This window comes from Erythrobacter sp. QSSC1-22B (genome assembly GCF_001678665.1).
Classification (GTDB): domain Bacteria; phylum Pseudomonadota; class Alphaproteobacteria; order Sphingomonadales; family Sphingomonadaceae; genus Qipengyuania.
On the sequence record NZ_LZRP01000001.1, the window covers coordinates 244,985 to 264,929 of the forward strand.

The 19,945-nt window shown below is 66.8% G+C and carries 19 protein-coding genes; 9 read left to right on the plus strand and 10 right to left on the minus strand.

All coding sequences use genetic code 11. The features are described 5' to 3' along the window. Nucleotides 1-2: 2 nt before the first annotated feature. The 3 genes from A9995_RS01130 to A9995_RS01140 all read right to left on the minus strand — a co-directional run bounded on the left by A9995_RS01130 (nucleotide 3) and on the right by A9995_RS01140 (nucleotide 3,577). Nucleotides 3-647 carry an XrtA/PEP-CTERM system exopolysaccharide export protein gene (locus A9995_RS01130; RefSeq protein WP_067607979.1) on the minus strand — a complete coding sequence of 215 codons (645 nt, stop codon included), beginning with the start codon at nucleotides 645-647 and terminating at the stop codon, nucleotides 3-5. 171 nt (nucleotides 648-818) lie between these two features. Continuing rightward, nucleotides 819-2,057, minus strand: coding sequence for a pyridoxal-dependent decarboxylase, exosortase A system-associated (locus A9995_RS01135; RefSeq protein ID WP_067607982.1), 1,239 nt, complete (start codon nucleotides 2,055-2,057; stop codon nucleotides 819-821). Beyond that, entirely contained in the window at nucleotides 2,054-3,577 is a 1,524-nt protein-coding gene (locus tag A9995_RS01140) for an acyl-CoA ligase (AMP-forming), exosortase A system-associated (RefSeq protein WP_067607985.1), read from the minus strand. Before A9995_RS01140 ends, A9995_RS01135 begins: the two co-directional genes overlap by 4 nt. A gap of 20 nt (nucleotides 3,578-3,597) precedes the next feature. Between A9995_RS01140 and A9995_RS01145 the strand changes: the two genes are divergently transcribed. From A9995_RS01145 to A9995_RS01160, 4 genes are read left to right on the plus strand one after another with little or no spacing between them, the layout of a single operon-like run. Further along, nucleotides 3,598-4,635, plus strand: a complete 1,038-nt coding sequence (locus tag A9995_RS01145; RefSeq protein WP_233998036.1) for a GNAT family N-acetyltransferase — start codon at nucleotides 3,598-3,600, stop codon at nucleotides 4,633-4,635. Nucleotides 4,636-4,685: 50 nt separating this feature from the next. Continuing rightward, nucleotides 4,686-4,991 (plus strand): acyl carrier protein, encoded by a 306-nt coding sequence (locus tag A9995_RS01150; protein WP_067607987.1) that lies wholly within the window; start codon nucleotides 4,686-4,688, stop codon nucleotides 4,989-4,991. Nucleotides 4,992-4,993: 2 nt separating this feature from the next. Then, complete coding sequence (locus tag A9995_RS01155; RefSeq protein WP_233998037.1) at nucleotides 4,994-5,680, plus strand: hypothetical protein; 687 nt, start codon at nucleotides 4,994-4,996, stop codon at nucleotides 5,678-5,680. After that, nucleotides 5,677-6,453, plus strand: coding sequence for a hydrolase 1, exosortase A system-associated (locus A9995_RS01160; protein WP_067607990.1), 777 nt, complete (start codon nucleotides 5,677-5,679; stop codon nucleotides 6,451-6,453). Before A9995_RS01155 ends, A9995_RS01160 begins: the two co-directional genes overlap by 4 nt. Here A9995_RS01160 and A9995_RS01165 read toward each other — a convergent pair. From A9995_RS01165 to A9995_RS01195, 7 genes are all read right to left on the minus strand, one after another. After that, complete coding sequence (locus A9995_RS01165; protein ID WP_067607992.1) at nucleotides 6,450-7,643, minus strand: class I SAM-dependent RNA methyltransferase; 1,194 nt, start codon at nucleotides 7,641-7,643, stop codon at nucleotides 6,450-6,452. The two genes, A9995_RS01160 and A9995_RS01165, sit on opposite strands and share 4 nt — an antisense overlap. Beyond that, nucleotides 7,640-9,031, minus strand: a complete 1,392-nt coding sequence (locus A9995_RS01170; protein WP_067607994.1) for a bifunctional ADP-dependent NAD(P)H-hydrate dehydratase/NAD(P)H-hydrate epimerase — start codon at nucleotides 9,029-9,031, stop codon at nucleotides 7,640-7,642. Before A9995_RS01170 ends, A9995_RS01165 begins: the two co-directional genes overlap by 4 nt. Further along, nucleotides 9,021-9,293: a hypothetical protein gene (locus A9995_RS01175; protein ID WP_145916760.1), complete on the minus strand. Its 273-nt coding sequence runs from the start codon at nucleotides 9,291-9,293 to the stop codon at nucleotides 9,021-9,023. The genes A9995_RS01170 and A9995_RS01175 overlap by 11 nt, the downstream gene beginning before the upstream one ends. Before the next feature lie 55 nt (nucleotides 9,294-9,348). Continuing rightward, the gene (gene ilvD / locus A9995_RS01180; RefSeq protein ID WP_067607997.1) at nucleotides 9,349-11,070 is read right to left on the minus strand and encodes a dihydroxy-acid dehydratase; all 1,722 of its coding nucleotides are present in this window, start codon (nucleotides 11,068-11,070) and stop codon (nucleotides 9,349-9,351) included. An 83-nt stretch (nucleotides 11,071-11,153) separates the two neighbouring features. Further along, a complete protein-coding gene (locus A9995_RS01185; RefSeq protein WP_067608000.1) occupies nucleotides 11,154-11,882 on the minus strand; it encodes an N-formylglutamate amidohydrolase in 729 nt (242 codons plus the stop codon). Further along, nucleotides 11,879-12,688: a 4-(cytidine 5'-diphospho)-2-C-methyl-D-erythritol kinase gene (locus A9995_RS01190; protein WP_067608002.1), complete on the minus strand. Its 810-nt coding sequence runs from the start codon at nucleotides 12,686-12,688 to the stop codon at nucleotides 11,879-11,881. The genes A9995_RS01185 and A9995_RS01190 overlap by 4 nt, the downstream gene beginning before the upstream one ends. A 113-nt stretch (nucleotides 12,689-12,801) precedes the next feature. After that, nucleotides 12,802-14,448, minus strand: coding sequence for an electron transfer flavoprotein-ubiquinone oxidoreductase (locus tag A9995_RS01195; RefSeq protein ID WP_067608005.1), 1,647 nt, complete (start codon nucleotides 14,446-14,448; stop codon nucleotides 12,802-12,804). A gap of 82 nt (nucleotides 14,449-14,530) precedes the next feature. On the opposite strand from A9995_RS01195, the gene A9995_RS01200 reads away from it, so the two are divergent. The 5 genes from A9995_RS01200 to A9995_RS01220 all read left to right on the plus strand — a co-directional run bounded on the left by A9995_RS01200 (nucleotide 14,531) and on the right by A9995_RS01220 (nucleotide 19,792). After that, a complete protein-coding gene (locus A9995_RS01200; RefSeq protein ID WP_145916761.1) occupies nucleotides 14,531-15,313 on the plus strand; it encodes a hypothetical protein in 783 nt (260 codons plus the stop codon). Further along, a complete protein-coding gene (locus A9995_RS01205; RefSeq protein ID WP_067608011.1) occupies nucleotides 15,306-17,021 on the plus strand; it encodes a lytic transglycosylase domain-containing protein in 1,716 nt (571 codons plus the stop codon). Before A9995_RS01200 ends, A9995_RS01205 begins: the two co-directional genes overlap by 8 nt. Before the next feature lies 1 nt (nucleotide 17,022). Beyond that, complete coding sequence (gene moaB, locus A9995_RS01210) at nucleotides 17,023-17,550, plus strand: molybdenum cofactor biosynthesis protein B (RefSeq protein WP_067608013.1); 528 nt, start codon at nucleotides 17,023-17,025, stop codon at nucleotides 17,548-17,550. A 70-nt stretch (nucleotides 17,551-17,620) separates the two neighbouring features. After that, nucleotides 17,621-18,655, plus strand: coding sequence for a sodium:calcium antiporter (locus tag A9995_RS01215; protein WP_082992401.1), 1,035 nt, complete (start codon nucleotides 17,621-17,623; stop codon nucleotides 18,653-18,655). Between the two features lie 39 nt (nucleotides 18,656-18,694). Then, a complete protein-coding gene (locus A9995_RS01220; protein WP_067608016.1) occupies nucleotides 18,695-19,792 on the plus strand; it encodes a PA0069 family radical SAM protein in 1,098 nt (365 codons plus the stop codon). Nucleotides 19,793-19,945: the final 153 nt, after the last annotated feature.

Consider the following 19,945-nt stretch of genomic DNA (forward strand, 5'->3'; position numbering starts at 1 on the left):
GCTCAGAAGGCCGATTCGGGGATGATGATGACATCGCCCGCGCGCAGCATCACGTTCGCCTCGCTGTCGCCGCGACGCAGCAAATCGGTCAGCCGCAGCGAGTATTCGCGCTGGCGACCCTGCTCCTTGTCGAAGCGGATCAGCTTGGCGCGATTGCCCGCGGCGAAATCATTGAGCCCGCCGACCGCGATCATCGCGTCGAGCACGGTCATGTTGGCGCGATAGGGGATCGAGGCGGGCTTGTCGGTCGCGCCGACGATCCGGACCTGCTGGCTAAAGGTTCCGGCAAATTCGTTGACGATCACCGATACCAGCGGATCCTCGATATATTGCGAGAGCTGGAGCCGGATGTCCTCTTCGAGCATCGACGGCGTCTTGCCGACCGCGGGCATGTCCTTGACCAGCGGAATGGTGATCCGCCCGTCGGGACGAACCTGAATCTTCTCGGCGCCCAGTTCCGGATTGCGCCAGACGTGAATGGTGAGGTTGTCGAGCGGGCCGATGATATATTGCTCGCCCGGGCCTTCCTGGAGCGCGACGAAGGTGGCTGGCGGCAGCTCGGGGCTGCTGGAACCCGCGCAACCCGCAAGGGCAAGCGCTGCGACCGCGCAGCTCGCGAAGGAAGTGGAAACGCGAATTTTGCGCATGAAATACTGTTCCTTGGCTGCTTCGAGACGCCTGCGAGCTGCAATTGCAAACCCATCGCCCCTTATTTCAGCCAACCTAATGCAGAAAAAAGGTGAACAGACCGTTAGTCTTGACGGTCGAGCCGCGGCAATCCGGCGATTCGCTCGGCTTTGTTGCATTTCGGGACAGGGTCAGACGAGCAGTTCCTCCGCCGGTCCCTGACCCAGGAATGCGCTGGGGGATGCACTCGCCCCATAGGCCCCGGCGCAGAACACCGCAACGAGATCGCCGACCTCGGCGCGCGGCAGCTCGGCGCGATCGGCCAGCCGGTCGAGCGGGGTGCACAGGCAGCCCACCACGCTGGCGATCTCTTCGGGCGGGGCATCGAACCGCGCCGCGACGGCGACGGGATAATTGCGCCGCACCACGGTGCCGAAATTGCCCGAGGCGGCAAGCTGGTGATGCAGCCCGCCATCGGTGACCAGATAGGTCTCGTCATGGCTCACCTTGCGGTCAACGATGCGGGTCAGATACACGCCGGCCTCGCCGACGAGATAGCGCCCCAGTTCGATAAAGAGTTCGGCGTGTTCGAGGCTGGGGGGCAGGCTGGCGAACCGCTCTGCCAGCGCTTCGCCGACGCGGGTGATATCGAGCGGCCGATCACCATCGAAATACGGGATCCCGAACCCGCCGCCCATGTTGAGTTTGGGCATGGCGAAATCGGCCTCGCGCGCGATCCGGTCGGCGAGGTCGAGGACATTGCCCTGCGCCTCAACCAGCGCCTCGGCATCGAGCGCCTGACTGCCGGTGAAGATATGCAGCCCGCGCCAATCGGCCCCGGCCCCGATCACATGGCGCGCCAGCGCGGGCACGCGCTCGGCATCGACCCCGAATGGCTTGGCGCCGCCGCCCATCTTCATCCCCGAACCCTTGAGCTCGAAATCGGGATTGACGCGGATGGCGAGCCGAGGCGCGATCCCGAGCCTGTCCGCGATTGTCAGCGCGCGCGCGGCTTCGCCCTCGCTCTCAAGGTTGAGCGTGACCCGGGCAGCGATCGCCGCCTCCAGCTCGCTATCGCGCTTGCCCGGCCCCGCAAAGCTGACTCGCGCGGTATCGATCCCGGCCTGCTGGACCAGCGCCAGCTCGCCGCCAGAAGCGATGTCGAGCCCGTCGACCAGCGTGGACATCAGCTTCAGAACGGGTTCGAAACTGTTGGCTTTGATCGCGTAATTGATCCGCAATCGCTCGGGCATGGCGGCGCGAAGATCGGCCATGCGTTGCTCGAGCAGGCTTTGCGAATAGAGGAACAGCGGTGTCCGACCCGCGTGTTCGACCCACTCGTCGGCGCTGCGACCACCGATGATCAGGTTGCCATCGCGTGCTTCGTAGCCCGCGGGGATCGGGCCGATGGCTTTGGGCTTGGCGTTCATGCGCCGAGCTCGCGAGCCAGCGCCGCGCGGTCGAGCTTGCCGTTGGGATTGGTTGGCATGGTCTCACGCCAGTGGATCGTCTGTGGATGCATGAAGTTGGGAAGTTCCTTTGCCAAAGCCTTGGAAAGGCTTTCATTATCGGCTGATTCTCGCGACGAGGCGCGAACCACCAGATGGACCGCCTGGCCCAGCCGCTCGTCGGGGACACCCAGCGCGACCGCCTCCGCAACCAGCCCGGTCGCCAGCGCGGCGTCCTCGACCTCCTGCGGGCTGATGCGGTTGCCCGCGCTCTTGATCATCGCATCGCGCCGCCCGACGAAATAGAGGAGCCCATCGGCGTCGCGCCGGACTCGGTCGCCCGACCACACCGCCATGCCGCCATACTCGCTCGCTGCGGGCGCCGGTTTGAACCGCTCAGCGGTGCGCGCGGCGTCCTGCCAATAGCTCTGAGCCACCAGCGGCCCGCAATGCACCAGCTCACCCTCCTTGTTCGGCGCAGCGACATCGCCCTCGTCCGTGATAACAAGAATCTCGGCAAAGGGGATCGCGGTCCCCATCGAAGTAGGATGCGCATCGACCAGATCGGGCGCGAGATAGGTCGAGCGGAACGCCTCGGTCAGCCCGTACATCGGGAACAGCCGCGCCGCGGGGAACAGCGCGCGCAGATCGCGGACCAGATCGACGGTCAGCGCCCCGCCGCTGTTGGTCAGCCGCCGCATCGACCGCGTGGCGTCGTCGGCCCACTCCGCCTCGGTGAGCTGGACCCACAGCGGCGGGACCGCGGCCAGCGTCGTGACGCCATGCCGGGCGCAGGCCTTCGCGACATCGCGCGCGAACAGGTAATCCAGCGGCACCACCGACCCGCCAGCATACCAGGTCGCCAGCAGCTGGCTCTGGCCGTAGTCGAAGGACAGCGGCAGGACAGCCAGCGTGACATCGTCCGCCGCCATCCCGAGATAGTGCGCGACACTGGCCGCGCCGAGCCACATGTTGGCATGGCTGAGCATGACGCCCTTGGGCAAGCCGGTCGAACCGCTGGTGTAGAGGATCGCGGCGAGTTCCTGCGGATCGCGGGTCGAGAGCGGAAGTGGCGATGCCTTTGCCTCCGCGCTGCTCCAGGCCTCGCCCTCTTCGAGCAAAGCGCAGGCGACAGGCACATCTGCCGGTTCCAGCGACTTGAGCCGTGCCGCCGTCCCGATCAGCAGCACCGCACCGCTATCGGCGAGGATATGTGCCGCCTGGCTGTGCTTGAGCAGCGGGTTGAGCGGGACATGCACCATCCCGGCGCGCGCGGTGGCGAGCGGGAGCAGGCAGGTGAGTTCGCCCTTGGCGGCCCAGCTGGCCACCCGGTCGCCCGGTGCGGCGCGGCTCGCGAGCCATCCGGCCAGCAGCGCAACACGCTCTCTTAACCCTGCATAGCTAAGGGTATGCGTGCGCAGGACCAGCGCCGGGGCATCGGATTCACCCTGTTCGGCAAGACTGTCCAGTGGCCGGGGCACGGGATCTGGCGCTAAGGACATGGATGCTCCTGGAGGATGCGATGACGGCGGCAACAATGATGACGGCGAGGGCGACGATGGCAGGGACGGATCATGTAGCGGTCAGCTATCACGATACCGTTAGCAAACTGCAAGCGCTCGACCACTTGGCGCATAGCCCGTTCGATAGGTCCGACTGGTATGCGCTGCTTGAGCAGTTCGGCAGACACCCGACTATCGCGATGGCCGAGCATGCGGGCGAGACCGCGGCACTTGCGCTGATGCGAAGCGCCAGCGGCCTCCAGTCCCTCAACCACTGGTTCGCCTTCGCCTGGCGCCCGCTCGCCGCGCCGGGTCCCGCGGGCGATACCCTGTTGCGCGCGATTGCCCGCGACCTGCGCAGCCAGGCACCCTGCGTCACGCTGGACTATCTCCCCGATGAGGACGGCAGCGCCACCCGGCTGCGCGCCGCCTTCCGCGAAGCAGGCTGGCTGACCCGGCTCGAACCGCGCGACACCAACCATGTGCTCGAAGTCGGCACCCGCGATTTCGCCGCCTATTGGGCGCAGCGTCCCGGACCGATGCGGACCACGCTCAAGCGCAAGGCGAAAAAGGTCGAAGTCGAGATCCTTACCCACTTCGATACCCAGGCCTGGCAGGCCTATGGCGATATCTACAACCGCAGCTGGAAAACCGAAGAGAAGGACGCCGATCTGCTCGAGGCCTTCGCCCGTCGCGAGGGCGCGCTGGGGCATCTGCGGCTTGGCGTCGCGCGGTACGAGGGAGTGCCGGTGGCGGCACAGTTCTGGACGGTCGAGCACGGCACCGCCTTCATCCACAAGCTCGCCTACGACCAGGACCACGCGAAGCTCTCCGCCGGAACCACGCTGAGCGCGGCGCTGTTCGAACATGTCATCGATACCGATCATGTCCAACTGGTCGATTTTGGAACCGGCGAGGATGGCTACAAGCGCGACTGGATGGACACCGAGCGGCCGCGTTATCGGCTGACCTGCATCGATCCTTGGCAATTCGCCGCCTGGCGGCTGGTCGCTCGCAAACTCGCCGATCGCCTTGCCTCGCGCCTGCGACGCGGTTAAGCCGCACCGCCTGCAAACCCTACGCCCGTAACCCCACGAAAGCGTCATTCATGTCCGGCCAGACCGCCCTTTCGAGCAATGCCACCGCGCCCAGCCGCAGCCAGATCGATACCGTGCTGCGCGCGATCCTGCGCGATGTGCTGGGTCTGGACGAAGCGCAGGTCGAGGGTTTCGACGGCGACACCGGGTTGTTCGGCCATCTGCCCGAACTCGATTCCATGGCGGTGGCCGGGCTTCTGACCGAGATGGAAGACCGGCTCGACATCGTCATCGAGGACGAGGATGTCGATGGCGAGATGCTCGAGACCTATGGCGGGTTGCTCGCCTTCGCCGAGGCGAAATCGGTCGAGCGCTGAGCTTGGCGATATACGACACCTGGCGCGCACCGCTCCCGGGCGGGAAGCGCGCCGAAGAGATCGCACTGCGTTTCGATAGGGGCCGCGAACACCGCCTGCTGGTGCTGCCCCCACTGTTCGATGAACACAACAAAACCCGCCATCAAACCGTTGAAACCATGCGAAAACTCGATGCTGCGGGGATCGACAGTTTTCTTCCCGACCTCCCGGGCTGCAACGAAAGTCTCGCACCGCTGGAAAACCAGAGCCTGACGCTCTGGCGCGAGGCTGTGAGCGACGCTCTGATGCATTTCCGCTGCAGCCATCTGCTCGCCATTCGCGGCGGCGCTCTGCTGGTACCGCAAGGCACCCCGGCCTTCTTCTACGCGCCTGCGCAGGGCAAGCCGCTGCTCCGGGCGATGCTGCGCGCCCGGACCATCGCCGCGCGAGAGGCGGGGCGCGATGAAAAGACCGAGGCCTTGCTGGTGCAGGGGCGCGAGGATGGTCTCGAACTCGCCGGCTGGCCGCTTGGCGCAACGATGATCCGCGAGCTCGAAGCCGCTGAACCCGTGATCGGCCCCGAGACGCGGATCGTCGAACAGGTTGAATTGGGCGGCTCGCCGTTATGGCTGCGCGCCGAACCCGGTGACGATCCGCAGCAGGCCGAGGCGCTCACGCGCATCGTCGCTTCCGGGATGCTCGGCTCGTGAGCCGGCTGGCGCTGACCTTCAACTGCCAGGGCGCGACGCTGGCGGGCACGCTCGACACCGCGCCGGGGACTTCGGGTCTGCTGCTGGTGAGCGGCGGCAACGAGATCCGCAGCGGTGCTTTCGCCGGGCAGGCGCGCTTCGCCGCCGAGATCGCGCGCGCGGGCTTTCCCGTCTTCCGCTTCGACCGCCGCGGCACCGGCGACAGCGAGGGACCCAATCGCGGTTTCCGCAATGAGTCCGAGGATATCGCCGCAGCGCTCGCCGCCTTCCGTGCGATGACGCCGCAGCTTGGGCGGGTGATCGGGATGGGCAATTGCGATGCGGCCTCGGCGCTGATGCTGGCGGGCGGCGCACGCTGCGACGCGCTGGTGCTCAGCAACCCCTGGACGATCGAGGAAAGCTCCGCGGATTCGACACCGCCCGCCGCGGCGATCCGCGCGCGTTATCTCGCCAAGCTCAAGAACCCGCGCGAAGTGGTGCGACTGCTGTCGGGCGAGGTCGATTTCCGCAAGCTCCTGCGCGGGGTCGCCAAGGCCGCAACGCCGAAGGCAGCGCCGAGCACGCTCGCGGCAGAGATGCGCGCAGGCCTCGAGAAGTTCGACGGACCGGTGCGCATCCTGCTCGCGGAGGCCGATCGCACCGCTCAGGTTTTCGCGGAAAACTGGGGTGAGGACGAGCGGATCGTGCGCTGTGCCGGAGCGGGTCACGCCTATGTCGAACCCCACGCTCGGCAATGGCTGCGCGAGCAGGTCCTCAAGGCGCTTCGCGGCTAGCGGGTAAACAGGCTGGTCAGCTCGACATGGGTCGACCAGCGGAACTGCCCCACCGGGCGCAATTTATCGAGCCGGAACCCGGCCTCCACCAGTGTCTTCGCATCGCGCGCCCAGCTCGAGGGATTGCAGCTCACATAGGCGACCCGCGCGACCTTGCTCGCCGCGATCGTCGCCACCTGCTCGCGCGCGCCGGCACGCGGCGGATCGAGCAGCACCGCATCGAAGCGGGCCAGCTCGTCGGGCTGGAGCGGGTTGCGGAACAGGTCGCGATGCACCGCCTCGACTGGCAGCCGCGCCCGCCCCGCCGCAAGCTTGCATGCCAGATGCGCCTCGCGCGCTGCCTCGACCGCGACCGCCTGAGCGCGTGGGGCCAGTGCGAAGGCGAAGGTACCCAGTCCGGCAAACAGATCGGCCACCACCTTGCTGCCCTCGAGATAGTTCACCGCGTCCTCGACCAGCATAGCCTCGCCATCGGCGGTGGGCTGGAGAAAACCCGCGGCGGGGAACGGGACCGGCACACCCGAAAGCGTGATCGTCACCGGCTCGGGCTCCCACATCGCCTCAGGGCCATAGCCCTGATCGAGCGTCAGCCGCGCGAGGCCCTGATCGCGGGCGAAATCCACCACCGCCTCGATCGGCCCCAGCCCGTCGAGCTCGATCCCCGACAGCAGACAGTCGATCCCCTGATCGGTCAGCGTCAGCGAGACATCGACAGGGTTGCGCCCCGCCATGGGGCCAAGCAGCTTGCGCAAGGGAGCGACCATCGCGAACAGTTCGGGCCGCATCACCGGGCATTCGGCGATATCGACGAGACGGTGCGAGCGACCCTCGCGAAATCCGAGCATGAATTTGTGCGTCCGCAGACCATGGAGCGTGGCCCGCCTGCGGCTGTGCGGGGGCGAAAGATAGGTCGGGAGCAGTTCACCCACCGCAAGCCCCTGCCCTTGCGCCCCATGTGCCACCCGGTCGGTGACGAAATCGCGCAGCGCCGCTTCGTCGCAATGCTGCAGCTGGCAGCCGCCGCAGCGCGCGAAATGACGGCAGGGCGGGCTCACCCGGTGCGGACCGGGCTGGAGCGTGCCATCGGGCAGCAGCACATCGCCCGGCGCAGCGCCCGCGGCGTGGCGGCCGTCGGCGGTGACCCCGTCGCCCTTGGCGGCGATCCGGACGATGGTGTCGTTCTCGCTCACAGGAAGCGCTCCAAAGCTGGCTGGACCGCCTCGGCGAGCTGTCCCGCGGTGAAGGCGGGTGCGGCGATCGCGGCGGCTTCGCGGTGCAGATAGACGGCTTCCCCCGCGGCGAGCATGGGATCGCCATGCGTCGCCAGCCGCGCGGCGGCGATCCCGGCGAGCACATCGCCCGTCCCCGCCGCAGAGAGCCAGCTCGACGCCTGCGGGAAAAAGCGCAGCCGACCGTCGCCGCACAAGATCGTGTCGGGCCCCTTGGCGAGCACCGCGAGGCCCGTACCCTCGTGCAGCGCGCGGGCGCGGTCGAGCTTGCCATCGCCCGGGATACCAAAGGCATCGCACAACTTGGCGAGCTCGCCCTCGTGCGGGGTGACCAGCAGCCGCGTGGCATCGCAGCCCTCGAGCAGGTCGGGATCGAGCAGATGGAGCGCATCGGCGTCGAGGACGCATGGCTCGCGCGTATCGAGCACGGCGCAAAGCCTTCGGCGCGCTTCCTCGTCGCGGCCCAGTCCGGGACCGATCAGCAGCGCGCCGATCCTTTCGTCGGACAGGCGGTCGGCGAGGTTTCCGCCCTCGATCACCAGCTCGGCAGGGGCGTCGGGATGCGAGTGGTCGCTGAGCAGTTTCACATAGCCCGCGCCGCTGCGCAGTGCCGCCTGCGCCGCAAGCATCGCCGCGCCCGGCATGGCGCCCGCGACGATCGCGAGCAGGCCGCGCTTGTATTTGTGCGCATCGGCTGGCGGCGGAGCCAGCGCGGGACGCGGGGCGACGCGCGAAACTTCGTCCGGAAGATCGAGACCGATCGGTACCAGCCGCCTGGCGCCCATCACGCCCAGCGCCGGCATCAGGAAATGCGCTTGCTTCCACGCCCCCAGCGCCTGTGTCAGATGGAACTGCGGCACCTCGCCCAGCAGCGCCCCGCTGTCGCTGGCGACCCCGCTGGGGACATCCACCGCGATACGATAGGGGTGCGAGGCTGCGGCCTGAACGAGGACCTCGGCAAAATTGCCCTCAAGCGGGCGCGAGAGGCCGTAGCCGAACAGGCAATCGACCATGATCGGGTTGGCCAGGCGCTCGACCGCATGCTGGATGGAACCTTGATAGCTTGCTCGCGCCCTTGCGGCGGTATCGGTACCCGGTTCCACCGGCGCGACCACCGTCACCTCGAGCCCGCGAGCGCTTAGGCTTTCGGCGATGACATAGCCATCGCCGCCATTGTTGCCCGGCCCGCACAGCACGGTAACCGCTCGACCGGCCGCGATGCGCCAGACATAATCCGCCGCCCCCTGCCCGGCGCGCTGCATCAGCTCCCATTCGCTGGTGCCCGCAGCCATCGCCGCAGCTTCGGCGGCGCGCATCGCTTCGACGGTCAGGACCGCATCATTCGTCATTGTCGATGGCCCCATTGTCGAAGGTCCCGTTCGGCCAGCGGTAGCGGTCGCCCGCCACGCGGATTTCGACCGTCTCGCCATCCTCGAAGGTCTGCGCCGCTTCCGAGCCATCTGCCGCACTCAGGTCGCCGGCATTCAACCGGCGGAAACCGCCATCGGGGTGGCGGATCACCAGCAGCTCGCCTGCGCGTTCCACCTTGCAGTCCGCGCCCATCTCGGCGCCCGGCCCGACCGCGCAGTCGATCGCGGTCGCACCCTCCACCGCCTGCTCCTGCACATCGCTGCACGCAGCCAGCGCGAGCGCAAGCAGGACCGCGCTAGATATCGGCGAACATATGCGTCTCGCTCGCCCCCCCGGGATGCGTGACCGCGCCGCTGCTCGCGGCTCCGACATTCTGGGCATAGCGCCACAAGGCTCCGGACTGGTAATCATGCCGGCGCGGCTGCCACGCCTTGCGCCGCTCGTCCAGTATCGCCGCATCGACATGGAGGGCGATCGTCCCTGCCTCGGCGTCGATGGAGATGGAATCGCCATCCTCGACCAGCGCGATCGGGCCACCTTCGGCCGCTTCGGGACCGACATGGCCGATGCAAAAGCCGCGCGTCGCGCCCGAGAAGCGCCCGTCGGTGATCAGCGCGACTTTCTCGCCCATCCCCTGCCCGTAGAGCGCGGCGGTGGTCGAAAGCATCTCGCGCATCCCGGGACCACCCTTGGGGCCTTCATAGCGAATCACGATCACGCTGCCTTCCTCGATATCGCGCGCCTCGACCGCGGCGAAAGCGTCCTCCTCGCAATCGAAACAGCGCGCGGGGCCGGTGAACTGCAACCGCGCCATACCGGCGACTTTCACTATGGCCCCCTCGGGCGCGAGCGAGCCCTTGAGACCCACCACCCCGCCGGTGGGAGTGATCGGGTCCGAGAAGGCGTAGAAGACCTTCTGGTCAGGGTTCCAGGTGACCTCGTCGATGTTCTCGCCCAGCGTCTTGCCGGTGACGGTCATGGGCTCGGGGTCGATAAAGCCGCCATCGAGCAGTGTCTTCATCGCCATATAGACCCCGCCCGCCTCGTGCATGTCCTTCGCGACATAGCGCCCGCCGGGCTTGAGATCGGCGATGTAGGGGGTGGATTTGAAGATCTCGGCGACGTCGAACAGGTCGAATGCGATCCCCGCCTCATGCGCCATCGCGGGCAGGTGGAGCGCGGCGTTGGTCGAGCCACCGGTCGCAGCGACCACGCGCGCGGCGTTCTCGAAGGCGGCGCGCGTGCAGATGTCGCGCGGGCGCAGATTGTGTTCGAGCAGCGTCATCACCTGACGCCCTGCCGCCATCGCGATTTCCTCGCGCGATTTGTAAGGAGCGGGCGTCATATTGCTGTTCGGCAAAGACAATCCGATTGCCTCGCCGACGCAGGCCATGGTGTTGGCGGTGAACTGACCGCCGCAGGCGCCGTGGCCAGGGCAGGCGACCTTCTCTAGCGCGATGAGCTCCTGCAGCGGGCAGTTTCCCGAGGCATATTGCCCGACCGCCTCGAACACATCGACCACGGTAACATCGTGCCCCTTGTAGGTGCCGGGCAGGATCGAGCCACCATAGACGAAGATCGACGGCACATTGAGGCGCAACATCGCCATCATCATGCCGGGCAGGCTCTTGTCGCAACCCGCAAAGGCGACCAGCGCGTCGTAGCAATGGCCGCGCACCGAGAGCTCGACCGAATCGGCGATGACCTCGCGGCTGACCAGCGAGCTTTTCATCCCTTGGTGCCCCATGGCGATGCCATCGGTGACGGTGATCGTGTTGAAGCGCCGCGGCATCCCGCCGCCTTCCTCGACACCCTTGCGGCAGATGTTGGCCTGCGGATCGAGCGTGGTGTTGCACGGCGCGCTGTCGTTGCCCGCGCTGGCAATCCCGACGAAGGGCCGCGCGATTTCTTCCTCGGTCAGGCCCATCGCGTAATAATAGGACCGGTGCGGCGCGCGCTCGGGGCCGACCGAGACATGGCGGCTGGGCAGGCGGGATTTATCGAAGGTCGCGGTCATGAAGGCTCCGGCGCTGAAAGAATATCGCGCCTGCTTTCGCCGCCGCGACGCAATAATTCAAGCGAAGCGCGAGAAAGACCTTCTTATTGCGACTCAAGCGCGAGCAGGGTTCGCCCCGCGACATCGGCAATCAGCGAAGCCCAGCGCGCCTGCCCGGCCTCGCTGGCGATCTGATCCTGCCGCACCTCGATGGTGAGATAGGGGATCCCCCGCTCCTCGGCGTGGCGATCCATCGTCGCGTTGAGCTGTTTGCCCGAATAGGGTTGGTTGTCGCCCACCGTCAGCCCCTGCTCGGCAAACAGGCGGATCGCATGGCGCGCGGCGCGATCGTCCTGATTGTAGAGCAGTGCGACCTCCCATGGTCGCTCCTCCTCGCGCGCTGCGAGCGTGGGGGTGAAGCTGTGCAGCGCCAGCAGTAGCCGGGGAGAGACCTCGTCGATGAATTGGGCCAGCGCGCTGTGATAAGGCCGGTGATAGGTCGCCAGTCGGTTTTCGAGATTGGCACCGATATTACCGGGGATGAGATACCCGTCGCTTTCGGTCGGGACGACGGCAAGTTCGTCCTCGCGGCGATGGAAATCGCAGACGAGGCGGCTGACACAGGCGATATGCGCGGGAATGCCATGCCGTCGCGCAAGCCGGTCGGCGACACCTTCCACGCCGATATCGATGGCGATATGCTCGTCGAGCAGCGCGTTATCGATCCCCAGATCGATATCTTCGGGGACGAAATTGGACGCGTGATCGGCAAGGCACAGCAAACCATGCGGGCCCGCCTGGCCCACCTGGCGAAATGGCTTGCCGTCGATCATCGCAGCGTCCCTGTCATTTGCCACCATTCGCCATGCCTTGCGGCGATCGTCTCGGTTGCAGCGGTGCACTCGTCAGCACTTTCGAACAGCGCAAAGCACGTCGCGCCGGAACCGGACATACGGGTGAGCAAGGGCGCTGTTCCTTCGAGTGCGCCAAGCACCTCGGCGATCACCGGGCACAATTCGATGGCAGGCTCGGCAAGATCGTTGCGCCCCGCCGATGCGATCTCACGCGCCGAACCGGTCGGAAGCCTGCCGCGATCCTTGCCATCCCAGGCCGCGAACACCGGCCCGGTGGTCAGCGCGACGCGCGGATTGACCAGCAGGACATGGACGCCGGCAAGGCTGTCGCCCGCCAGTTTTTCCAGCTCGGTACCGGTGCCGCGACCGATGCAGGTGCGGCTCTCGACGCAGGCGGGGACATCGGCGCCCAGCTTCGCCGCGCGTGTCCGCCAGTCGTCGGGCAAGCCGAAGCTCTCGCGGACGATCCGGAACACCGCCCCGGCATCCGCCGAACCGCCCCCTAGCCCCGCCGCGACGGGCAGGCTCTTCTCCAGCTGGATGTCGAGCCCCCTGGAGCGCGGCAGCACGCCGAGCGCCTTGGTTACCAGATTGCCGAAGGGGGTTCCGAGCTGGTCGGCAAATTCGCCATGCTGCTGCAGCTTGTCGGTGTCGGCCACCCGCGCGGTCAGCACATCGCCGGCATCGACGAACGCGAACAGCGTTTCGAGCTCATGATAGCCATCCTCGCGCCGCGACCGGACGTGCAGCGCGAGGTTGATCTTGGCGTAGGCAATTTCGCGCATGGGCTCAGTTCGTCATTGCGAGCGGAGCGAAGCAATCCACGGTCGGGCCATGGATCGCCGCGGGACCTTCGGCCGCTCGCGATGACGAAAGACTGGAGGGGTGGGCCTTCACCTCACATGTTCGGATAGTTCGGGCCTCCGCCGCCCTCGGGCGTGACCCATTCGATGTTCTGGTTGGGGTCCTTGATGTCGCAGGTCTTGCAGTGGACGCAGTTCTGCGAATTGATCACGAAGACGGGCTCCTTGCCCTCCTCCAGCAACCATTCGTAGACTCCTGCCGGGCAATAGCGGGTCGAAGGTCCGGCAAAGACCTCCAGCTCGCTGCGGCGCTGCAGGTCCATATCGCAGACCTTGAGGTGCACCGGCTGGTTCTCGGCATGGTTGGTGTAACTGAAGGCCACATTGGTCAGCCGGTCGAAGCTCAACACTCCGTCGGGCTTGGGGTAATCGATCGGCTTGTAGAGGTCGGCGCGCTGCAGATGGGTGTGATCGGGCTCGTGCTTCATGGTGATCGGCAGGCCGATCTTGAGAGCGCGCATCCACATGTCCGCGCCCGCCAGCAGCGTGCCGATATCGGCGCCGTATTTGGCCACCGCGGGTTGAGCGTTTTTCACCTTCTTGAGTTCGTCGGCGATCCAGCTGGAACGGACCGCGGCGTCGTAATCGGCCAGTTCGGTCTTCTCATGCCCCGCAGCGATTGCCGCAGCGATGCTCTCGGCGGCAAGCATCCCGCTCTTCATCGCGGTATGGCTGCCCTTGATCCGCGGCACGTTGACGAAGCCTGCCGCGCAGCCGATCAGCGCGCCGCCGGGGAAGGCGAGCTTGGGCACCGATTGCCAGCCGCCCTCGTTGATCGCGCGCGCGCCATACGCGACTCGCTTGCCGCCTTCGAGCAGCGCCGCGATTTCGGGATGATGCTTCCAGCGCTGGAATTCCTGATAGGGCGAGACGTAGGGGTTCTTGTAATCCAGCGCGGTGACGAACCCGAGCGCGACCTGGCCGTCGGCCTGGTGGTAGATGAACCCGCCGCCCCAGCTCTCGCTTTCGGACAGCGGCCAGCCTTGCGTGTGGATCACCCGGCCCGGAACATGCTTGGCAGGATCGACATCCCACAATTCCTTGACGCCGAGCCCGTAGACCTGCGGCTGGCAATCGGCTTCGAGATCGAACCGCGCCTTCATCTTCTTGGTGAGATTGCCGCGGACACCCTCGGCGAAGACCGTGTATTTGGCCTGGATTTCCATCCCGGGCTGGTAATCGGGTTTGTGCGAACCGTCCTCGGCGATGCCCATGTCCTGCGTGAGTACGCCCGCGACCGCGCCGCTATCGTCGAACAGCACTTCGGATGCCGGGAAGCCCGGGAACACCATCACGCCCAGACCCTCGGCCTGCTCGGCCAGCCAGCGCGACAGATTGCCAAGCGAGCCGGTGTAATTGCCCTTGTTGGACATGAACGGCGGCATCAGCAGATGCGGCATGTCCCATTTTCCGGCCTTGCTCATCATCCAGTGCAGATTGTCGGTGACCGGCGTCTTCGCCATCGGGCAATCCATCGTGCGCCATTCGGGTAGCAGCTCGTCGAGCGCCTTGGGATCGACAACCGCACCCGAGAGAACATGGGCGCCGATTTCGCTGCCTTTTTCGAGCACGACGATCTCGAGTTCCTCGTTCAGCTGCTTGAGCCGGATCGCCGCTGCCAGGCCCGCTACACCGCCGCCGATGATGACGACGTCGCAGGGCATCGATTCACGTTCACTCATAAGTCTCTCTTTTCGTCGCATTGCGCTTGCCCCTGCCTTGATTGGCGGGGCGCTACAGGTCAAGACCCTGCCAGGACCCAGGATGACCATGACCGCGATGCATTTGCAGGATTTTTCGAGCCGGGAGGCACTCGCCGGCGCGCTCGCCTGGTGGCGCGAAGCAGGCGTGGACTGTACCTTCGACGACGAGCCAACCGACTGGCTGACGCAGCCGGAAACTGCGGATGCCGTAGCGGCGCCCAAAGTGGAACCTGTCGCCAAGGCCCCGCCCCAGCGCAGCGCGATCCAGCGTGCGCTCGAGAGCGAAAGCGGGGGGCTCATCGGCGGCACACCGGACCATTATCCGACCGAGCTCGACGATTTCCGAAAATTCTGGCTCAGCGAGCCCGGCCTCGACGAACGTGGCCCTTCCGGGCGGGTCGCCCCGCGCGGTGTGGCGGGCGCAAAGCTCATGCTGCTGGTCGCGCAGCCCGACCCGGAGGATGGCGAACGGCTGCTGAGCGGACCGCAGGGACGGCTGCTCGCCGCAATCTTGCGCGCGATGGGGCTGGCCGAGGATAACACCTATTGCGCCAGCGCGCTGCCCCGCCCTGCACCCTTGCCCGACTGGAACGATCTGGCCGCGCGCGGGCTGGGCGAGCTGACCCGCCATCATGTCGCGCTCGCCGCACCACAGCGGCTGATGGTGTTCGGGCGCGGCCTCGCGCCGCTGCTGGCAGAGAGCGGCGAGCCCTCGCCCACCCTACAGCTCGGCGAACGCGCCATCCCGGTGATGATCGCGCCGCGGCTCGACCGACTGGCGCGGATGCCCGGCCATCGCAAACAATTCTGGACCAATTGGCTCAAGTGGAGCGCCCATGCGTAAGACCCTTTTCCTCGCGCTTGCCGGAATGGCCGCCGGTCACGCCTTCCCGGTGCAGGCCAGTCAGGAGAGCATCGCCTATTTCTCGCAAGGCAAGTCGGCGGCGTTGCCGACGCTGCTGTCGAGCCAGGACCGGCTCTATTACGCCTCGCTGTTCGAGGCGATCGATGCGCGCAACTGGGACCGCGCGGAGATCCTGCTCGGCGAGCGTGGCGATGGCCCGCTCCATGGAGCGGCGCTGGCCGAATATTTCCTCCACCCCGAAAGCCCGCGGATCCCGATCGAGCGGCTGTCGGACTGGCTCGACCGTTACCGCGACCTGCCGCAGGCGGAGCAGATCGCGCGACTGGCGACGACGCGCGGGCTGACCTCGACCCCTTCGCTCCCTCGTACCCGTGATCTGCGCGGCCAGCCGGGCCTGACCCGCCGCACCCTGCCGCGCGGGATTTCCGACGGGACCATGCCCGACAGCGTCAGCAGTGCGATCCTCAATCGTATCCGCAACGACGACCCCGATGGCGCGCGGCTGCTGCTCGACGGGATCGACGCTTCGCTGTCACCGCAGGCGCGCGCCGAATGGCGCCAGCGAGTGGCGTGGAGCTATTACATCGAGAACCGCGATGCCGAGGCACTGGCGCAGGCGCGCACCGTGGCCGAGGGCAGCGGGCCATGGGTTGCCGAAGGCGACTGGGTGGCCGGGCTGGCCGCGTGGCGGCTGAGCGACTGCGCCACCGCAGGCAGCGGCTTCCGCGGCGCCGCCACGGGCTCGACCGATCCCGAGCTGACCTCCGCCGCGCACTACTGGGCCAGCCGGGCGCTGATCCGCTGCCGCGAACCCGAACAGGCGGGCGAGCAATTGCGCGGTGCCGCACGCTTCACCGAGACGCTCTACGGCATGCTCGCGCGCGAACAGCTGGGGCAGGCACTGCCCGGCGATCACACACTCCCCGATCTCACTGCGGCGGACTGGCAGCAGCTCGACGGCGAGCAGGCCGCCCGGCTGGCGGTAATGCTCGCCGAAATCGGGCGCCGCGATCAGGCCTCCGACGCGCTGGTCCACCAGGCGCGGATCGGTGACGCGAGCGATTTCGCGCCGCTGACCCGGCTCGCGCGCGCGCTCGGCCTGCCCGCAGCGCAGAGCTTCATGGCCTACAACGCGCCCGCCGGGACCGCCGCCCCGCCCTCGCTGCGCTGGCCGGTGACCTACCAGACCCCGCGCGGCGGCTGGCAGGTCGATCCGGCGCTCGCCTTCGCGCACGCGCTGCAGGAATCCAACTTCCGCGAGCGGGTGGTGAGCCCGGCCAACGCCATCGGGCTGATGCAGATCCGCCCGATCGCCGCGCGCGAATACGCCAGTTCGATCAATCTCAACGCTGCGACCGCCGATCTCAAGGAGCCCGCCACCAACCTCGCCTTCGGCCAGCGCGCGCTCGAGGCGCTGAGCCAGTCGAGCGCGACGCAGGGGCATCTGCCCAAGGTGATGGCTGCCTACAACGCCGGGCTGACCCCGGTGACGCGCTGGAACGAGGAAGTGCGCGATCAGGGCGATCCGCTGACGTGGATGGAATCGGTCCCCTATTGGGAGACGCGTTCCTATGTCGCGATCGTGATGCGCAATTACTGGATGTATCTGCGCCAGGCCGATGCCGATGCGCCCAGCCGCACCGCGCTCGCGCAGAACCAGTGGCCGACATTCCCGCGGGAGCGCTGACATGCGGATCGACGAGAGCCTGCCCTTCAAACCCGTGCGCATCGCGCTGCTGACCGTGTCGGACACGCGCACGCCCGCCGACGACAGCTCGGGCGATATCCTCGCCGCGCGGATTGCGGCGGCGGGCCATGTCCTTGCCTCGCGCGAGATCAGCAAGGATTCCAAGAACGAAATCGCCGCGCATCTCCACCGCTGGATCGACGATCCCGAGATCGATGCAGTGCTCACCACCGGAGGCACCGGGCTGACCGGCCGCGATGTCACTCCCGAAGCGCTCGATCAGGTCAAGGACAAGGCGATCCCCGGCTTCGGCGAACTGTTCCGCTGGATCAGCTACGAGACCATCGGCACCAGCACGGTGCAGAGCCGCGCCTGCGCAGTGCTGGCGCGCGGGACCTATATCTTTGCGCTGCCCGGATCGAACGGCGCGGTGAAGGACGGCTGGGACAGGATCCTGGTCCAGCAACTCGACAGCCGCCACCGCCCCTGCAATTTCGTCGAACTCATGCCGCGGCTGCGCGAGCGCTAGCGTCGACACGAGGCGTCATCGTCTAGGGGCGTCATCGTCCAGGGGCGGCGGCGCGCACCAGGGGGAACGCTTGCTCGCCATCGCAACCTATTCGACGCTGACGGTCTGCCTGATCTTTGCGGGCTGCGCGCTGGTCATCGCCCTGCTCGGCTCGAAAATGGCGGGTTATGCCGATACCATCGCCGATCGCACGCGCTTCGGCGAGGCGCTGATCGGCTCGGTGCTGCTGGGTGCGGGCACCAGCATCGCGGGCATCGTCACCTCGACCAGCACTGCGGCAAGCGGCGCCGCCGATCTCAGCGTGTCCAACGCGATGGGCGGGATCGCCGCACAGACGATGTTCCTGGCGCTCGCCGATATCTTCTACCGCAAGGTCAATCTCGAACACGCCGCCGCCAGCCCCGTCAATCTCGCGCAGGCGACCACGCTGATCATCCTCGTAACCTTGCCAATCATGGCCTGGGCGGCACCGCCCTACACAATTCTCGGCATCCATCCGCTGACCCCGGTGCTGGTCGGCGTCTACATCGTCGGCCTGCGCGGCGCGCACCGGACTCACAAGCACCCGATGTGGCTCCCGCGCCAGACCGATGCTACCCGCGATGAAAATGACGACGATACGACCGATCAACGTTCATTGTGGTTGATCGGCGGCCTGTTCGCAGCGCTGGTGGTGGTGATCGGCTTCACCGGCTGGCTGGTCGGCGAAGCGGGGATCGAACTCTCGGGCCGGCTCGGCATCTCGCAAGGGGTGGTCGGCGCGCTGGGAACCGCGATCGTCACCTCGCTGCCCGAACTGGTGACTACCATCGCCGCGGTCCGGCGCGGCGCGCTGCAGCTCGCCATCGGCGGGATCATCGGCGGCAATATGTTCGACGCGCTGTTCATCGCTTCCAGCGATATCGCCTATCGCGAAGGCAGCATCTACAACGCCATCTCCGATCGCACCGTCTTCTGGATGGCACTGGTGGTGGTGATGACCGCCGTGCTGCTGGCGGGGCTGCTGCGCCGCGAACGGCAGGGACCGGGCGGAATTGGCTGGGAATCGGTGCTGCTGCTTGGCCTGTGGTGCGGTGGCGCGGGGCTGCAGATCATCCTCGGTTGAGGCTCGACCACGGCTTTTGTTCCATGTATGTTCCTTTCCATGGAGCCCAGCAGTGAGTCGCCTGTTACCGGCCGCGGCGCGCAATCGCGCAGCGTGCCGACGCGCTTTGGCCTTGCCACCCGCGAGGCCGATGGCGACTGGAGCGACCATATGGCGGCGCTGGCGCAGAGCGACGGCGGGCCGCCGGTCAAGCTGCGCACGCAGGTGACCGAGGAACAGCCCAAGTCCATTCTGTCGTTCAACCAGTCGCCCGACATCCCATTCGACCGCTCGATCAACGCCTATCGCGGCTGCGAGCATGGCTGCGTTTATTGCTTCGCTCGGCCTACCCATGCCTATCACGACCTCTCGCCCGGGCTCGATTTCGAGACGCAGCTGTTCGCCAAACCCAACGCCGCCGAACTGCTGCGTGCCACGCTAGCGAAGCCCAAATATCGCCCGAAGCCGATCGCGTTGGGGACCAATACCGATCCCTACCAGCCGATCGAGAACCGCTACCGGATCACCCGTGCGCTGCTCGAAGTGTGCCTCGACGCCCGCCATCCGGTGACGATCACCACCAAATCCGACCGGGTGCTCGCCGATCTCGATCTGCTCGAGGAGATGGCGAGGCGGCGACTGGTGGCGGTGGCAATCTCGGTAACCAGCCTCGACCCGGTCTTGTCCAGAAAGCTCGAACCACGCGCCGCTTCGCCCGCCAAGCGGCTGGCTGCGCTGGGAAAACTTGCCGAGGTGGGGGTCCCGACGCATTGCTTGGTTGCCCCGGTGATCCCCGCCATCACCGACGAGTTCATGGAAGAAATCGTCCAGCGCGCCGTGGCGCTGGGGGTGGCGAGTTGCGGCTGGATCCCGCTGCGCCTGCCGCACGAGGTCGCACCGCTGTTCCGCGAATGGCTGAGCGTTCACTACCCCGAGCGCGGCGACAAGGTGATGAGCATCGTTCGCTCGATCCGGGGTGGCAAGGACAACGACCCCGACTTCTTCAGCCGCATGAGGCCCACCGGCGTCTGGGCCGACCTGTTCCGCGCGCGCTTTCGCCTGGCTTGCAAGCGCTCCGGGATCGGCAAGGGCAAGTTCAAGCTCGATTGCACCCGGTTTCGCGCGCCGGAAATGGGTGGGCAGATGCGGTTGCTTTAGTGACCGGTGGCGAGTGGCTTTAGACCAGTCTCGTTCCACCGGCCCGGGAAGGCTGACATCGAGCCGGGCAGCATAGCCTTGGCGATTTCGCGCTCACCGGCGATCAACCGACGTCGCGGTCTTTCGAAGATTACAAAGGCACCAATGGCACCT

Bases quoted from the DNA above. Each gene is read 5' to 3' on its own strand.
- A9995_RS01130 (WP_067607979.1), bottom strand. From the start codon at position 647: ATGCGCAAAATTCGCGTTTCCACTTCCTTCGCGAGCTGCGCGGTCGCA.
- A9995_RS01135 (WP_067607982.1), bottom strand. From the start codon at position 2,057: ATGAACGCCAAGCCCAAAGCCATCGGCCCGATCCCCGCGGGCTACGAA.
- A9995_RS01140 (WP_067607985.1), bottom strand. From the start codon at position 3,577: ATGTCCTTAGCGCCAGATCCCGTGCCCCGGCCACTGGACAGTCTTGCC.
- A9995_RS01145 (WP_233998036.1), top strand. From the start codon at position 3,598: ATGACGGCGGCAACAATGATGACGGCGAGGGCGACGATGGCAGGGACG.
- A9995_RS01150 (WP_067607987.1), top strand. From the start codon at position 4,686: ATGTCCGGCCAGACCGCCCTTTCGAGCAATGCCACCGCGCCCAGCCGC.
- A9995_RS01170 (WP_067607994.1), bottom strand. From the start codon at position 9,031: ATGACGAATGATGCGGTCCTGACCGTCGAAGCGATGCGCGCCGCCGAA.
- ilvD (WP_067607997.1), bottom strand. From the start codon at position 11,070: ATGACCGCGACCTTCGATAAATCCCGCCTGCCCAGCCGCCATGTCTCG.
- A9995_RS01185 (WP_067608000.1), bottom strand. From the start codon at position 11,882: ATGATCGACGGCAAGCCATTTCGCCAGGTGGGCCAGGCGGGCCCGCAT.
- A9995_RS01190 (WP_067608002.1), bottom strand. From the start codon at position 12,688: ATGCGCGAAATTGCCTACGCCAAGATCAACCTCGCGCTGCACGTCCGG.
- A9995_RS01195 (WP_067608005.1), bottom strand. From the start codon at position 14,448: ATGAGTGAACGTGAATCGATGCCCTGCGACGTCGTCATCATCGGCGGC.
- A9995_RS01200 (WP_145916761.1), top strand. From the start codon at position 14,531: ATGACCATGACCGCGATGCATTTGCAGGATTTTTCGAGCCGGGAGGCA.
- A9995_RS01205 (WP_067608011.1), top strand. From the start codon at position 15,306: ATGCGTAAGACCCTTTTCCTCGCGCTTGCCGGAATGGCCGCCGGTCAC.
- moaB (WP_067608013.1), top strand. From the start codon at position 17,023: ATGCGGATCGACGAGAGCCTGCCCTTCAAACCCGTGCGCATCGCGCTG.
- A9995_RS01220 (WP_067608016.1), top strand. From the start codon at position 18,695: ATGGAGCCCAGCAGTGAGTCGCCTGTTACCGGCCGCGGCGCGCAATCG.